General features: G+C 73.3%; 7 protein-coding genes and 1 pseudogene. 5 read left to right on the top strand and 3 right to left on the bottom strand.

Going from position 1 to position 16,653, the window contains the following annotated elements:
• Positions 1-111: 111 nt before the first annotated feature.
• The 3 genes and pseudogenes from ACFVYK_RS24210 to ACFVYK_RS24200 form a co-directional block, all read right to left on the bottom strand.
• Positions 112-2,367 (bottom strand): ATP-binding protein, encoded by a 2,256-nt coding sequence (locus tag ACFVYK_RS24210; protein WP_389777549.1) that lies wholly within the window; start codon positions 2,365-2,367, stop codon positions 112-114.
• A 351-nt stretch (positions 2,368-2,718) separates the two neighbouring features.
• Positions 2,719-7,896, bottom strand: a complete 5,178-nt coding sequence (locus ACFVYK_RS24205; RefSeq protein ID WP_389777546.1) for a family 43 glycosylhydrolase — start codon at positions 7,894-7,896, stop codon at positions 2,719-2,721.
• Between the two features lie 209 nt (positions 7,897-8,105).
• Positions 8,106-8,291, bottom strand: a pseudogene (locus ACFVYK_RS24200) (phosphatase); the annotation flags it as partial.
• A 210-nt stretch (positions 8,292-8,501) separates the two neighbouring features.
• On the opposite strand from ACFVYK_RS24200, the gene ACFVYK_RS24195 reads away from it, so the two are divergent.
• The 5 genes from ACFVYK_RS24195 to ACFVYK_RS24175 all read left to right on the top strand — a co-directional run bounded on the left by ACFVYK_RS24195 (position 8,502) and on the right by ACFVYK_RS24175 (position 16,582).
• The gene (locus tag ACFVYK_RS24195) at positions 8,502-11,876 is read left to right on the top strand and encodes a pyruvate carboxylase (protein WP_389777543.1); all 3,375 of its coding nucleotides are present in this window, start codon (positions 8,502-8,504) and stop codon (positions 11,874-11,876) included.
• 330 nt (positions 11,877-12,206) lie between these two features.
• Complete coding sequence (locus tag ACFVYK_RS24190) at positions 12,207-13,331, top strand: M23 family metallopeptidase (RefSeq protein ID WP_389777540.1); 1,125 nt, start codon at positions 12,207-12,209, stop codon at positions 13,329-13,331.
• Between the two features lie 170 nt (positions 13,332-13,501).
• A complete protein-coding gene (locus tag ACFVYK_RS24185) occupies positions 13,502-14,227 on the top strand; it encodes an FAD binding domain-containing protein (protein WP_389777537.1) in 726 nt (241 codons plus the stop codon).
• Positions 14,228-14,511: 284 nt separating this feature from the next.
• Complete coding sequence (locus ACFVYK_RS24180) at positions 14,512-15,468, top strand: STM4015 family protein (RefSeq protein ID WP_389777535.1); 957 nt, start codon at positions 14,512-14,514, stop codon at positions 15,466-15,468.
• Positions 15,449-16,582: an STM4014 family protein gene (locus tag ACFVYK_RS24175; RefSeq protein ID WP_389777532.1), complete on the top strand. Its 1,134-nt coding sequence runs from the start codon at positions 15,449-15,451 to the stop codon at positions 16,580-16,582. Before ACFVYK_RS24180 ends, ACFVYK_RS24175 begins: the two co-directional genes overlap by 20 nt.
• Positions 16,583-16,653: the final 71 nt, after the last annotated feature.

The raw sequence follows: 16,653 nt of genomic DNA, 5'->3' as shown, positions 1-16,653 counted from the left end.
ACGCGGGGGCGGCCGCCGGGTCAGGATGGACGACACGACGAGGGGCCTCGCCCGTCATGGCGCGGGCCCGTCCGCCCCCGGTTCGCGGCGATCCGGGGACGGCGGGCACGGTCAGGGCGCTTCGAGACGGGCGAGGAGGTCGCGGGCCTCGGCGACGCGCTGGGGATCGGCGTCGAGGCCGAGCGAGAGACAGCGGGTGAGGGCCTCGCGGGCATCGGCCGGCCGTCCGGCGGACAGCAGCGCGTCGGCCAGCGAGACGAGGTGGCGGCTCTCCATGGCCGCGTTCGCGTTCGCGCGGGAGATCGCCACGGCGGACGTCAGCGTGCTGACGGCCTCGGGCCATCGCCCCCCGCGCGCGTGACAGGCGCCCATGGCCGCGTGCAGCTGCCCCCGGGAGAAGTCGGCGATGTGCGACGGTATCCGGTCGCCGGCCCGGTCCAGGAAGGCCAGCGTGTCGCGGTACGAGGCGAGGGCCTCCTCCGGGCTGCCGGAGTCCTGCAGGAGGACGCCGTGCCCGTACCGGGCCTGCAGACCGCCCGGCAGGTCGCCGACCGCCTCGAACAGGGCGGCCGCCCGGTGCATGTGCCAGGCGGCCCTGACCTGCTCCCCGAGCCGGCGGAAGGCGGAGCTCCGGTAGATGTGGGCCCAGGCCTGCTGCCGTGGATCGGCGGCGCGCTCGGCGGCGGCGAGAGCCGCCGCGGACCGGTCGAGGCTGTCGCGGGGGCGGCCCTCGCAGGCGAGCAGCGCCCACGCGTGGTAGTTGAGGTGGGTCGCCTCCAGGACCGGGTCGTCCAGCGCCTGTGCGCTGTGCGCGGCGGCGCCGAAGACCTCGGGCCAGTGACCCCAGAAGATCCACTGGTCGGAGAACCAGTGCAGGGCCTCGGCCGTCTCCACCACCCTCGCGTGCTCGCCCGCGGTGTGCGCGGCGCGCAGCGCGGCCAGCCAGTTGGCGCCCTCCGCCTGGAGCCAGGCCCGCGCCCGGTCCGCGCTCGACAGGTCGACCGTGCCCTGCCAGGCAGGCGGCGGCGGCCCGTGGTCCGGCTCGAACCAGCGCCCCGCCGTCACCGTGGTCTCCAGCAGCCAGCGATACAACGCCGTACGGGCCCGGTGCGCGTCCTGGGCGCTCTCCTCGGCGTCGAGCCGCCCGCGCGCGTACAGCCGCAGCAGGTCGTGCAGCCGGTACCGGTCCCCGATCGCGCCCAGCAGCCCGGCCTCGACCAGCTCCTCCAACGTGTCCTCGGCGTCGAACAGCGGCTGGCCGGTGAGCCGCGCGGCCCCCGCGGCGCACGTGTCCGCACCGGGGACCAACGCCAGACGACGGAACAGCCGGGCGGCCGAGGGGGTCAGCTGACGGTAGGACAGGTCGAAGGCGGCCGCTACACGCACGTCGCCGGCCGTCAGCGCGTCCAGCCGCCGCTCCTCGCCGGCCAGCCGGTCCGCCAGCCGGCGGACGGTCCAACCCGTGCGGGTGGCCAGCCAGTTGCCGGCCACCCGCAGGGCGAGCGGCAGATGGCCGCACCGTTCGGCGACTTCGGCGAGAGCCTCCGGGTCGGCGGCCGCCCGCTCGGCGCCGACCAGCGAGGCCAGCAACTCGGCGGCCTCGGCGGGGTGCAGCTCCCCGAGCGGCAGCCGGTGCACGCTGTCCAGCCCGGTCAGCATGCGACGGCTCGTCACCACCACCATGCTCGCCCCCGCGGCCGGCAGCAGCGGTCGCACCTGGCCCTCGTCCCGGGCGTCGTCCAGGACCAGCAGACAACGCCGCTCGGCCAGCAGCTGCCGGTACAGCGCGCCGTGCCCTTCCGGGCCGGCCTGGGCGAGATCCCGGTCGGACACGTGGAGCGCCCTCAGCACGCTGAGCAGGAGCTCGGCGGGACCGGGCCCGTCCTCGTGCGTCCCGCGCAGGTCCAGGACCAGCTGGCCGTCCGGGAAGCGGCCGGCCAGATCGCGGGCCGCGTGCAGGGCCAGCGTCGTCTTGCCCGCACCCGGCGCCCCGGACACCGCCACGGCCACCGGCTGGGCGGCGGTCTCCCGCTGCGCGAGGGCCGCCAGGCGGGCCAACTCCTCCGCCCTGCCCACGAAGTCGTCGACGCCCCGCGGGAACGCCCGCACGCCCGCCGGGCTGTAGCCCCCGGCGCGACCGGCCCGCGCCGCCGTGAGCAGCCGCTCCCGCAGCGCCTCGTCCAGGGCCAGACCGTCGGCGAGCGCGGCGACCGTCCGCCGCTGTGGCGCCGCCCGCCGTCCTCGCTCCAGATCCCCGATGCCGCGCACACTGACGCCCGAGGCCTCGGCCAGACCCTCGATGGTCTGCGACGCCGACAGCCGCAGCTCCCGCAGCAGCGCCCCGAACGCCGCCCGTTCCCCGCTCAACCCCGCCCCTTCGGCTCGGCATGCTCCATCCGTCGCCCCCGAGCATGATCATCCGGATTCTAGACAAGCCGGACCGTTCGGGCCCGTGCCGACCGGCATCCGGACGGCCTCGTCGGCGACCGGAGCGTGTACGCCGTCCTCACCCGAGGTGGGCGCCCGCACCGCCCGCCCGAGTCGGCCCGAGACGCCCGGAACGCCTGGGCCGCCGTCGGCCTGCCGGCCCGACGCCTCGCCGGACCGCGCCCGGTCGGGTCCGTTCCGGGTCTCCCCGGGCACAGGCATGGGCCCCCCGCCGTGGCAGGGGGCCCAGGGACCTGACCGCCCGGCGCGCTCACGCGCCGGGCTCGTGCTCTAGCGGCGCCGCGGCCCGACCGTGATCACGCCGGCGATCCTGGTCAGGGCGCCGGTGTCGTGGACGACCTGTCCGCCGGACGTCTTCCAGATCGTGATGCGGAAGGTGTCCGGGCCGTCGGTGACGGTGACGCGGAAGCGGTAGCCGCTCTTGCCGTTGACGGTGCCGGATCCCTGCAGCACGGCCCGGTTGCCGGACACGACGAGCCAGTCGAGGTGGCCGGACCGCAGCGTCAGGGAGGCCGGCTTCAGGGTGAAGGCGACCGCGCCGGCCGGGGCGGTGGCCCCGGGCAGGTACCCGGCCGAGACGGAGAAGAACGGCTTGCCCCGGGACGCGGAGAGGCCCGCGCCCACCACCGGCCCGGCCGCCCGGTTGTACACGATCACCTCGGGCAGCGTCGTGGACCCGGCGCCGTCGTCGTCGTCCTTCACGGTGATCACCGGGCGGAAGATGCCCGCCGCGCGGTAGACGTGCTCGGCGCGGCAGCCGGTCGCGGTGACCGTGCCGGCCGCCGGTCTGCCGCCGTCCTTCCAGTCGACGGTGCAGGTGTGGCCGTCGCCGGCGCCCGGGTCGGAGAACCGGGCGGTGACGACCGCCGGCCGGCCGGCCGGGACCGGGGACGACGGTCCGGCGGCGGAGGTCACCGAGGGCGCCGCGTTGGCCACCGTGACGACGGCCGTGTCGGTGCTGCGGCCGCCGGTCAGGGTGAGGGTGAACGTGCCGTCGTCGGTGCAGGTGACCGATGTACGGGCGGCGTTCGGGGCCGCGACCGTGCAGGGCGCGCCCTTCTCGACCGTCCACTTCGGGCTGCCCGTCCCGGAGAGAGTGCCGTTCAGGGCGATCCTGTCGCCCTCCGTGCCCTTGACGTCCGGACCGGCGTGCACGATGGCGACCGGGTCGATGCCCGTGAGCGTGGGCACGACCTTCTTGATGAGCCCGTCGGCGTCGAACTCCAGCTTGTCGACGGTGGTCTCACGGTGGGTGCCGTCGCCGCCGGGGATCGCGAAGCGGTGATAGGCGATGTACCAGTCGTCCGTGCCCGGCACCTGGACCACCGAGTGGTGGCCGGTGCCCTTGATGCCCAGGGAGAGGTCCTTCTCCAGGATCACGCCCCGCTTGGTCCATGGACCGCTGGGGGAGGGGCCGGTGGCGTAGGCGACCCGGTAGTTCTCGTCCCGGGTGTCGTTCTCCGACCACATGAAGTAGTAGACGCCCTTGCGCTTGACGACGAACGCGCCCTCGTTGAATCCGCTCGGGGTGATGTCCTTGACCTTCGCGGTGTCGATCGAGGTCATGTCGGCGTTCAGCGGCACGACGTACCCGTGTCCGTTGCCGAAGTACAGGTACGACTGCCCGTCGTCGTCGGTGAAGGCCGCCGGGTCGATCATCTGGCCGGGGAACTGACCAGCCTTCAGCAGGGGCTTGCCGAGGGCGTCCTTGAAGGGGCCGGTGGGGGAGTCGGAGACGGCGACGCCGATGTTGGCGTCGGCGCAGAAGTAGAAGTAGTACTTGCCGTTCTTCTCGGCGATCGTCGGGGCCCAGGCCCTGCTGTCCGCCCAGCTCACGTCCGGCCCCAGGTCGAGGATGACGCCGTGGTCGGTCCAGTGCACCAGGTCGGTCGAGGAGTAGGCCTTGAACTGCGTGCCGCTCCAGCCGTCGAAGCCGTCGGTGGTCGGGTACATGTAGAAGGCGTCGCCGAAGCGGACGATGTTCGGGTCGGCGTTCAGCCCCGGCAGGACCGGGCTCTTCATGATCAGCGCCGACACGGTCCAGGTGCGCTTCCTGCCGTCGGAGCCGGTCACCTCGTAGGTCTGCGGCTTGCTGAAGTCGCGCAGGGCGCCGGAGGCCGGGCTGATGCCCGCGCCGTGGGCCAGGGTGAACTGCGGCGCCAGGGCGGTGACGTCGCTGCCCTCGGTCAACGGCAGGACGACCGTGCTGTTCTTGTCGTCGATCAGCGCGTCCACCTTGAGCGCCGGGTGGGTCGCCGCGGCGATGCCGGTGGTGTTGCCGGCGAGCTCCAGGACCTCGGCGGGCGTCAGGGCGCGGTTGTAGATGCGGAAGTCGTCGACCTCTCCGGCGAAGTACGGGTCCGGGGAGTACAGGGACTTGCCGATGTAGCCCGACGCGTCCTTGGCCGGGTCGTACAGCTCGGACGGCTTGACGGTGACGCCGTTCACGCGGGCCGCTTCGGCGCCGTCCACGTACAGGACCGCCGTCTGGGTCGCCCCGTCCAGGGTGACGGTGAGGTGCTTCCACTCGCCCGGGGTGAGCTGCGAGCCGCCGATCATCTGCTTCTCGCCGGACCAGGTGGCCTTGGTGATCGCGGAGAACAGCTTGCCGCCGCCGTTCGAGGGGGTGGCGAAGAGGTACTTGTCGCTGTCGGGGCCGAGCCCGAACAGCCACTGGAAGTTGTCGCCGCCCTTCCACTTGACGTACGTGGAGACGGTGACGCTGTTCACGTCCTTGAGCACTCCGCCCGGGATCTTCACGTACGGCGAGTCGGAGGTGCTGGAGCCGCCGGACATCCTGAACGAGCCGCCCTCGACGCCGGTCCCGAAGGCGGGCGTGCGGACGTAGGTGCCGTGGTATCCGTGGCCGCTGGAGTCACGGACGATGTTGCCGCCGCTCTCGTCGAAGCCGTAGTGCAGGAGCAGGTCGGCGGGGACGTCCGGGCCCTCGGCGGAGACCGTGACCGTGGCGTGGGCGTCGATCGCCGCGTCGCCCGGCAGATCGCCCTTCACGGTGAAGGAGCCGGCCTGCGCGTACTGCGACGCCGCCACGTTCTCCCAGGTGACGGTGACGGGCCGCTCGGCGCCGTCGGCGTACTCGGCGATCACGGTGGCCGGCAGCACCGGGGCCTCGCCGATCCGCGTCTTCACCGACACGTCCTCGACGCCCGTGACGATCTGGTCCGGCTGGTAGGCGCGCAGCAGCCGGTCGTACTCGGCCTGCGTCACCGGCAGGACGGTTCCGTGGCGCGGCTTCGACGGCAGGTCGTAGCCGGTGGACGGGGTCCAGACGCCGGAGGCGAGGTCCTTCGTCTCGAACGGGATGTAGCCGCGGCCGCCGAACTCGTCGAGGAAGGCGTACCACTTGTCCTCGGTGTTCGACTTGAAGACCAGCGGCCCCTCGGCCGCGTTCATCGCGCCCTTGCCGATGCCCTCGGCGACCGGGTCCCAGGAGCGGTTCAGCAGCGAGTCGCTCTTCTCCTCGAAGATGAACTTGCTGTTGGGGGTGGAGGAGGTGTTGTTGCGCTCGTCCTTCGACAGACGGAAGTAGGTGCCGCCGTGCTGGATCACCGTGGAGTCGATGACCGAGTAGCCGCGGTCGATCCAGACCTTGGGCTCGCTGAAGGTGTAGAAGTCGCGGGTGGTGGCGTACATCATCCGGTTGTAGGTGTCACCGGAGTGCGCGGGGTTGTCGTACAGCTTCGACGCCCAGAACACCACGTACTGACCGAGCTGGGAGTCGTAGTACGCCTCCGGGGCCCAGGTGTTGCCGGCGCTGTCCGGGGAGACCTTCACCAGACGCTGGTCCGTCCAGTGGACGAGGTCGGTGGACTCCCACACCATGATGGACTTGCTGCCGCTGCGCTGCGAGCGGTCCCAGTCGCCGTTGCCGTAGATCCTGAGGTCGGTGGCTATCTGGTAGAACTTGTCGCCCTCGGGGGAGCGGATGATGAACGGGTCGCGCAGGCCCTTCTCGCCGAGCGTGGAGGTCAGGACCGGCTTGCCGTCGTTCAGCTCCCGCCACTTCAGCGGGTCGTCGCCCTTGCTCAGCGCGGCGTAGAGCTGCTCGCCGTCCGAGGTGCCCTCACCGGTGAAGTAGCTGAACATGTAGCCCTTGAGGGCTTCCTTCGCGGGGAGTTCGGGGACCTTCGCGGTGAACGTGCGGGTCGTCCTCGCGTCGCCCTTGGCGACGGTCGCTGTCAGGTCGGCCGTGGTGGCGCCGGCGCCGTGCGCGGGACGGTGGACCACGCCGTCGGAGGAGACGACGTCCTCCTTCGCGGAGGACCACGTCACGGTGGTGCCGTACGCGCCCGTCGCGGGAAGGGTGAGGTTGCCGCGGGCGTCGTCGAGGTTGTGGACCGCGAGGGCCGCGGCGGCCTGCGCGGTGGCGGCCTTGTCGTCGAGGTCCGGCACGACCGTGACGTCGAAGGACCGGGTGGCGGATACGGAGCCCTTCTTCAGGGTCGCGGTGAGGGTGGCGCGGCCCTCGGGTTCGCCCGAGGCGGGCCGGGTCACCTTGCCCGTGTCGGACACCACGTCGGTGTGGTCGCTGGACCAGGTGATGAGGGAGCCGCCGGCCGGGCCGGTCTTCGGCAGGGTCAGGTCGGCGGTGACGGCGCTCGTGTCGCCGAGGTCCAGGGCCGCCTTGTCGTCGGCGACGCCCTGCGTGGCCACGGGGAGCGCGAGCCGCTCGACCTCGCCGGCGTCCAGCGCCCGGTCGTACACGCGGAAGTCGCGCATGCTGCCCTTGAAGAGGCGGTCGCCCGAGTAGACGGACTTGCCGAGGGCGTTGGCCGTGGTCGTGCCCGAGCCGATGGCGCCGGGGGTGATGGTCACCGACGTGTTGCGGGCGACCTCCACGCCGTCCTCGTACAGCACGCCCGTGGTGCCGGACTGGGTGTACGCGAGGTGCTTCCACACCGCGCGGGTCAGATTGTGCGAGTCGGCGGGCTTGGTGGTCTGTTCCGTCGACCAGTTGCCGGTCGCGATCGAGGTGCGCAACGAGTTGCCGGTGGCGAAGAGGTAGCCGTTGCCGTTGCTTCCGCTGGAGTTGCCGAAGCCGTAGAGGAAGTAGGGCGTGGACTGCTCCGCGTCGACCTTCACGTCCATCGCGACGCTGATCGACGTCAGGCCCTTCATCACGTCGTTCGGCACCTTGACGTAGGTGTCCGAGCCGTTGAAGGCGAGCCCCTGGCCGGAGGACGACCAGTCGGCGGCGCCGTTGACCGTGCCGTCCAGGCCGTGGCCGGACGCGTCGGGGACCGTCGTGCCGGAGGCGCCGTCGAGCTTGTACCAGAGGGCCAGACCGTCGGTGACGTCGGCGGCCTCCGTGGCCCGCGCGGGAATCGCCGTCCCGGCCAGGCCCACGAGCAGGGACATGGCGGTCAGTGCGGCCAGTCGGCCCGCCCCCTGTCGCGTGCGGCCGCGGAGTCGATGTCTGTGCGCCATGGGGGACCGCCGTTTCAACCGTGTGACGTGATGTTGCAGGAGTGTCAAACGGTGTGCATGGCCGCGTCAAGACATCTCGAACAATGTCCGACAGGCCGAACATGCGGAGGGTGAGGGCGGCGGACCCTGTTCACGGCCGGGCCCGACGAGCCCGACCGTCTGATCAGGCGAAGCGGGTCGGGCCCGGGTCCGTGCGGGGAACGAGCCGTGAGCAGGGCCAGACAGGCGTGCGGGTCCCGCTCGGCGGCGATCTGGGCGAACGTCTCCGTCGGCCGCGTCCGCAGAGCTGTCCGGTAGACCTCGGCCGCGTCCAGCGCGTACGCCTGCGCCCACCTCTCCCAGACCCCGCGCTGGTTGCTCACCGCGTCGATCAACGTTCCATCGACGTCGAACAGGACGTACCTCGTGCGGCCCGGCCGCGTCGGTTCACTGGAGCTCCCCCGATCATGCCAAGCCGCGCCCGCAGCGACCCGAGCGGGCGTCAGCCGCGGCCGGGGACGGTCCGATCGAGCGAGACATTGCGGTGAGTGGCCCGACTCACATGGCCAACCCGGTCACCCACCGCCACGATGGGTCCCGTCACCGGCAGGCTGAAGGGGTCCACGATGTTCCGCAAGGTGCTGGTCGCCAACCGTGGTGAGATCGCGATCCGTGCGTTTCGCGCCGGCTATGAGCTGGGCGCGCGCACGGTCGCCGTCTTCCCGCACGAGGACCGCAATTCGCTGCACCGGCTCAAAGCCGACGAGGCGTACGAGATCGGCGAACCGGGGCACCCCGTGCGCGCCTACCTCTCCGTGGAGGAGATCGTCGGCGCCGCGCGACGGGCGGGCGCCGACGCCGTCTACCCGGGCTACGGATTCCTCTCCGAGAACCCCGACCTCGCCCGCGCCTGCGAAGAGGCCGGCATCACCTTCGTGGGCCCCGACGCCCGCATCCTCGAACTCACCGGCAACAAGGCCAGCGCGGTGGCCGCGGCCCGCGCGGCCGGCGTGCCCGTCCTCGGCTCGTCCGCGCCCTCCAACGACGTCGACGAACTGGTCCGGGCCGCCGAGGGGATCGGCTTCCCGGTGTTCGTGAAGGCGGTCGCGGGCGGCGGCGGGCGCGGCATGCGCCGCGTAGAGGACCCTGCCGTGCTGCGCGAGTCCATCGAGGCGGCCTCCCGCGAGGCGGCGTCCGCGTTCGGCGACGCCACCGTCTTCCTGGAGAAGGCCGTCGTCGACCCCCGCCACATCGAGGTGCAGATCCTCGCCGACGGCGAGGGCAACGTCATCCACCTCTTCGAGCGGGACTGCTCGCTGCAGCGCCGCCACCAGAAGGTCATCGAGCTGGCCCCCGCGCCCAACCTGGACCCGGAGCTGCGCGAGCGGATCTGCGCCGACGCGGTCCGGTTCGCCCGGCAGATCGGCTACCGCAACGCCGGCACCGTCGAGTTCCTCCTCGACCCCGCGGGCAACCACGTCTTCATCGAGATGAACCCGCGCATCCAGGTCGAGCACACGGTGACCGAGGAGGTCACCGACGTCGACCTGGTCCAGGCGCAGCTGCGCATCGCCTCCGGCGAGACCCTCGCCGACCTCGGCCTTTCGCAGGAGACGGTCCGACTCCACGGCGCGGCCCTGCAGTGCCGCATCACCACCGAGGACCCCGCCAACGGGTTCCGCCCCGACACCGGCCGCATCAGCGCCTACCGCTCCCCGGGCGGCTCCGGCATCCGCCTCGACGGCGGCACCACCCACGCGGGCACCGAGATCAGCGCCCACTTCGATTCCATGCTGGTCAAGCTCACCTGTCGGGGCCGCGACTTCCCCACCGCGATCGGACGCGCCCGGCGCGCCGTGGCCGAGTTCCGCATCCGCGGTGTGGCCACCAACATCCCGTTCCTGCAGGCCGTCCTCGACGACGCCGACTTCCAGGCCGGACGCGTCACCACGTCGTTCATCGAGCAGCGGCCCCACCTGCTGACCTCGCGCTCGTCGGCCGACCGCGGCACCAAGCTGCTCACCTACCTCGCCGACGTCACGGTGAACAAGCCGCACGGCGAGCGGCCCGAACTGATCGACCCGACCGCCAAGCTGCCCGCGACGCCCGAGGGCGAGCCGCCCGCGGGCTCCCGCCAGCGCCTGGTCCACCTCGGACCCGAGGGCTTCGCCCGCTGGCTGCGCGAGTCACCGACCATCGGCGTCACCGACACCACCTTCCGCGACGCCCACCAGTCCCTGCTCGCCACCCGTGTGCGCACCAAGGACCTGCTCGCCTCGGCCCCGCTGGTCGCCCGCACCCTGCCCCAGCTGCTGTCCCTGGAGTGCTGGGGCGGCGCCACCTACGACGTCGCTCTGCGCTTCCTCGCCGAGGACCCGTGGGAGAGGCTGGCCGCCCTGCGCGAGGCCGTCCCCAACATCTGCCTGCAGATGCTGCTGCGCGGCCGCAACACCGTCGGCTACACGCCGTACCCGACCGAGGTGACCGACGCGTTCGTGCAGGAGGCCGCCGCCACCGGCATCGACGTCTTCCGCATCTTCGACGCCCTCAACGACGTCGGCCAGATGCGGCCCGCCATCGACGCGGTGCGCGAGACGGGCACGGCGATCGCCGAGGTCGCCCTGTGCTACACCTCGGACCTGTCCGACCCGAACGAGCGCCTCTACACCCTCGACTACTACCTGCGGCTCGCCGAGCAGATCGTCGAGGCCGGCGCGCACGTCCTGGCCGTCAAGGACATGGCCGGTCTGCTGCGCGCCCCGGCCGCGGCCAAGCTCGTCTCCGCGCTGCGCCGCGAGTTCGACCTGCCGGTCCACCTGCACACCCACGACACCGCGGGCGGCCAGCTCGCCACCTACCTCGCCGCGATCCAGGCCGGTGCGGACGCCGTCGACGGCGCCGTGGCCTCCATGGCGGGGACGACCTCGCAGCCCTCGCTGTCGGCGATCGTCGCCGCGACCGACCACTCCGAGCGGCCCACCGGCCTCGACCTCCAGGCCGTCGGCGACCTGGAGCCGTACTGGGAGGGCGTCCGCAGGATCTACGCCCCCTTCGAGGCGGGCCTCGCCTCCCCGACCGGACGCGTCTACCACCACGAGATCCCGGGCGGCCAGCTGTCCAACCTGCGCACCCAGGCCGTCGCGCTCGGCCTCGGCGACCGCTTCGAGGACATCGAGGCGATGTACGCGGCCGCCGACCGCATCCTCGGCCACCTCGTCAAGGTCACCCCGTCCTCCAAGGTGGTCGGCGACCTCGCCCTGCACCTGGTCGGCGCCGGAGTGGACCCGAAGGAGTTCGAGGCGACGCCCGACCGGTACGACATCCCCGACTCCGTCATCGGCTTCCTGCGCGGCGAACTCGGCACCCCGCCCGGCGGCTGGCCGGAGCCGTTCCGCAGCAAGGCGCTGCAGGGCCGCGCCGACGCCAAGCCCGTGCAGGAACTGAGCGCCGAGGACCGCGAGGGCCTGGAGAAGACCCCCCGCGCCACCCTGAACCGGCTGCTCTTCCCCGGCCCCACGCGCGACTTCGAGTCCCACCGGCAGGCCTACGGCGACACCAGCGTGCTCGACAGCAAGGACTTCTTCTACGGTCTGCGCCCCGGCACGGAGTACGCCGTCGACCTGGAGCCGGGCGTACGGCTCCTGATCGAGCTGCAGGCCATCGGCGAGGCCGACGAGCGCGGCATGCGCACCGTCATGTCGTCCCTCAACGGCCAGCTGCGGCCCATCCAGGTCCGCGACAAGGCGGCGGCGTCCGACGTGCCGGTCACCGAGAAGGCCGACCGCGGCAACGCCGGGCATGTCGCCGCGCCGTTCGCGGGCGTGGTCACCCTGGCCGTCGCCGAGGGCGACGAGGTGGAGGTCGGCGCGACCGTCGCCACCATCGAGGCGATGAAGATGGAGGCCACGATCACCGCGCCGAAGGCCGGCCGGGTCGGCAGGCTCGCCATCAACCGCATCCAGCAGGTGGAGGGCGGCGACCTGCTCGTCGTCGTGGACTGACCCGGACACCCGGGCCGCACGCCGCCGGCGGTCCTCCGCCGGCGGCGACGCACCGCGTGAAGTGCGGTCAGCCCTGCGGCAAGGACAGGGCCGGCCCGGCGTCACGGTGGCTCTCCGGTGAGCGGACGGCGGTCGCAACCGCGCGCCCCGGCCCGTGCGCCGTGCTGTGCGCTCGCCTCCGACCGGTCGCCCCGCACGGGCCGTTGCCCGCAGGGGCAGCAGGTGTGCCCTTCCGTCCGGTGACGTGCGGCGGATCGGCGACTACCGTCCGCTCGTGAACAACCGCACCTCTGCGCAGCGGCCGATGACGCCTCGTCAGGACCCTGCCGCGTGAACGACGAGCAGCCCGTCGAGACGTCCGCGCGGCAGTCCGTCGAGTCCTCCCCGCAGGCCCCGGGCGCCGTGAGACCGCCCGTGACGAAGCCCCGCCGACGCGGGCCGGGACTCTTCACCGTCGTGGTCCTGCCCGCACTGCTCACCCTGTCCGCCGTGGCCGGCCTGCTCGCCCTGACGGGTGGACTGCCCGGCGACGAGGACCCAGGGGCCGGCGCCCAGGACGACGCCGTGGGCGGCGTCAACGCCACCTACGGCCCCTGGCTGCGCAGGTCCGCCGAGGCCTGCTCCGTCGTCACCCCGTCCGTCCTGGCCGCCCAGATCGATCAGCTCACCGGCTTCAGCGACGAGAGCACCGCCTCCGGCGAACAGGGCATCGCCGCCTTCACGGCCGCCGGCTGGCGGGCCTGGGGCAAGGACGACGACGGCGACGGGCACGCCTCGCCGCACGACCCCACCGACGCGATCATGGCGCTCGGCCGCCAGGACTGCGCGCTGGCGGGGAAGATCACCGAGCTGAGGACGGACGGCACGGTCAACGGCGACCTGGTGGACCTCACCCTCGCCGCCTACGCGGTCGGCACGGACGCCGTGGCCCGCGCGGGCAAGGTCCCCGCCGCCGCCAAGACGTACCTGGGCGAGGTCCGGTCCCGGCTCGCGACCTACGCCGACTTCGACCGGGAGGACCCCGGCGGCGGCGCCGCCCCGGCGAACGCGATCCTCGCGGCGCCCACCACGACCCTCACCGTCACCTCGCCCTACGGCTCCCGCAAGCACCCCCTCACCGGCGTCACCAAGCTGCACACCGGGATGGACTTCGGCGCGCCCCAGGGCGCCCAGGTGTCCGCGGCCCGCGACGGCCGGGTGGTGTTCGCGGCCCTGACCAAGGCGTACGGCAACCGCGTCGTCGTCGACCACGGTCTCATCGACGGCAAGCGCCTGGAGACGACGTACAGTCACCTCTCCCTCCTGGAGGTCACCGCCGGGCAGGCGGTGCGCACCGGCGCCCCGATCGGGCGGGTCGGCTCCACCGGCCTGTCCACCGGCCCCCATCTGCACTTCGAAGTGATCTACGACGGCTACTACACCGACCCGCAGCCCTGGCTCGCGCCGAACGCCTGAACCGCGCCGGGCGGCACCGGCCGCACCGCGACGGCCCATGGCGCGCAGTGCGGCCATGAGCCCTGTATGCGCCCCCGAGCGCCTGGGCAGAATCCGTTCTGCCATGGACCACTCGGACCGGCGCGCACCCCGCCGTCCACCGAACTCCCAGGGAAGGCAGGTCGGTTGTCGTGCGGTTGCGTCTTCCCTCCTCGGTGTCCGAAGCACAGCGCTGTCTGGCCGAGGGAGCGGTGCCGATAGGCGGCGCCACCCTGGTGTGGGCCGGCTGGCAGCGGGACGGCTTCCCCGAGCAGGCCGTGTCACTGCGCGACCTGCCCGAGGCCAACACCGTCGGCCCCGACGAGCTGGGCGGGGCCGTGCCGCTGCACCGCGTCGACGCGACCGTGCCCGAGGTCCTGCACCGGGCGGCCTCGGGCGTGGGCACGGGCGCGGTGCGCCGGGCGGCCACGGTCGGCGGCAACCTCGTCGGCAGCACCCTGCGCTGTCTGCTCCCGGCCGCCCTCGTGCTCGACGCCCGCCCCACCGTCCTGACGGCCGACGGCGTGTACGAGACCGACCTGGCCGAGCTGCTGGCGAAGCGCCATGTCCTGCTCGCCCTGCGCTGGCGCACGCCGCTGGCCAGCGGATACCGCAAACTGGAGGGGGAGGCGGGAGGCCCGCCGCCGCTCGTCGTCGCCGCGGCGGCGCACGCGGACGGCGCCGCCCGCGGCACCCTGCGGGTGGCCGTGCGCGACGGCTACGAGGTGTTCAGCGAAAGCGCCCCGTACCACGCCGACGCCGACCCCGAAGAGGTCATGCGGGCCCTGACGGGCGCCGGGCCGGCCGCCCTGCCCGCCCCGGCGCGGGACGCGCTGCGCCGCGAGGTCGCCGACGTGCTGTCCCGCGCCGCCGCCTGAGTCCCGTCCACGGGAGGTGCCCGGGCGTCACGTCCGGACCACGGGCGCGGCGTGGACCAGGAGCGGGCGACCGGACGACGACCGCTGTCCCTCGCACCTCCGGCGCGCGTCCCGTCCACCCGGCCGAGACGGGCACGCCGTGGCGCGCGGAGCCGGACGGCGACGAGTCCGTCGTCGTGGTGGAGGCGGCGGACCGAGCCCCCGCCGACTGGCGTTGTCAGTGCCTGTTGGTAGAACTGCGGACACATCAGGGACCGCACACTTCTCCTCCCGGGAGCAGCCGCATGACCATCGGCCACCACCTCGACGCGCTGCACGGGCTGCCCGCGTACACGTTTCCCGGCGCCGGGCACAAGCCCCGGCCGGTCGAACCGGACGCCGTGGCCTGGCGGGTCACCGGCAGCGTCTACGACAGGGGCGAGAACTGGACGGACGCGTTCGCCCGCTTCTGCGCCGCCGTCGACACGACCCGCGTGCGGTCCCTGATCGTCGGCGCCTGGGAGGAGGCCTACGACACGGATTCCTCCGCCGTCATCGAGGCGCTGACGGCCGCCCGGGACCGCTTCCCCGCCCTGCGGGCCCTGTTCGTGGGGGACATGGCGGCCGAGGAGTGCGAGATCTCCTGGATCAACCAGACGGACGTCACGCCCCTCCTGGCCGCGTATCCCCGGCTGGAGGAGCTGGGCGTGCGCGGCGGATCGGGGCTGCGGTTCCCCGCCCTGAGCCACGGCGCGCTGCGCAGCCTCGTGATCGAGACCGGTGGGCTGCCCGCCGAGGTGGTGCGCGGGGTCGGCGGCAGCGACCTGCCCGCGCTCGTCCATCTCGACCTGTGGCTCGGCACCCCCGAATACGGCGGCGACAGCGCGCCCGCGGATCTGGAGCCGATCCTGTCCGGCGCCCGGCTGCCGAACCTGCGCCGTCTGGCCCTGCGCAACAGCGAGATGCAGGACGCCGTGGCCGCCGCGGTGGCGTCCGCGCCCGTGGTGGCCCGGCTGGAGGTGCTGGACCTCTCCCTGGGCGTCCTGACCGACGAGGGCGCGGCGGCTCTGCTCGACGGGCAGCCGCTCACCCACCTCGGGAAGCTCGACCTGCACCACCACTACCTGAGCGAGCCCCTCGTGGAACGCGTCCGGCGGACGCTGGAGCCCGCCGGGGTCGAGGTCGACCTCGACCGCGGCCACGCCGAGGAGGACGCCGAGGACGACGGCACCGTGTGGCGGTATGTCGCCGTCGGCGAGTGACGCGGGGCCGCGGTTCGCGGTGGTCGGCAACCCCGGGAACCGCCGGGTCGGCCTCTTCGCGGACGCGGTGCGCGCGGCGGGCCTGCCCGCCCCGAGACTCGTCCCCTGGACGGACGTGCTCCGGCGCGGCGGAGCCGACTTCGCCGCCGACGAGACCGTCCGGATCGACTCACCCGGCGAGAACCGCGAGGCCGACCGGATACTGCGCGGCGGCCAGGACCCCACCCGGGTCGAGGGCTCGGCGCGCTGGTACGCCCGCTTCACCGAGGCGGTGCGCGGGCTGCGCGGCGGCCTGCGCCTCGACGACCCGGACGACCTGGCCGTGCTGTTCGACAAGCGGCTCTGTCACGCCGTCCTCGACGCGGCGGGCGTCCCGGTGCCCGCCTCACCCACCTCGGGCCACCGGGGCGTCGCGGTGGGCGGCTGGGACGACGTGCGCGCGGCGATGCGTGAGCACGGGATGCCCCGGCTGTTCGTGAAGCCCGCGCACGGATCCTCCGCGTCGGGCGTCCTGGCCGTCGAGTCGGGCGGCGGCGGCCGCATCAGGGCGACGACCTCCGTCGAACGGGCCGCCGACGGCGGCCTGTACAACTCGCTCAAGGTGCGCCGCTACGAACGTGAACAGGACATCGCGGCCATCGTCGACGCACTCGCCCCGGACGGACTGCACCTCGAACGCTGGCTGCCGAAGGCGTCCCAGGGAGGCCGGGCGGCCGACCTCAGGGTCGTGGTGGTGGCGGGCCGTGCCACCCACGCGGTGGTCCGCACCAGCCGCTCGCCCCTGACGAACCTTCATCTCGGCGGCCGGCGGGGAGATCTGGAGGCCGCACGGCAGGCCGTCGAGGCGGCGGGCGCCCGCTGGGCCGACGCGCTGGGCGTCTGCGAACGGGCCGCGGCCTGCTTCCCGCGCACGCTGTGCGTCGGCGTCGACCTGCTCCCGGCCGTCGACTGGCGCGGGACCGCGGTCGGCGAGGTCAACGCCTTCGGCGACCTGCTGCCCGGACTCACCGGAATGCCGGGCAGCGGCGCCGAAGGGCTCGACACGTACGCGACGCAAGTGGCGTCCGTCCTGCGCGACTTCGCACCACAGAGAACAGGAACCCCGCATGGCTGAGCCGGACACGGACGAGCCGGACACGGACGAGCCGGAGATGCGTCAGCCGGAGATGGGTCAGCCGGAGATGC

This window comes from Streptomyces sp. NPDC058291, from assembly GCF_042880855.1.
Lineage (GTDB): Bacteria > Actinomycetota > Actinomycetes > Streptomycetales > Streptomycetaceae > Streptomyces.
This window is presented reverse-complemented; position numbering and strand designations above follow the sequence as displayed.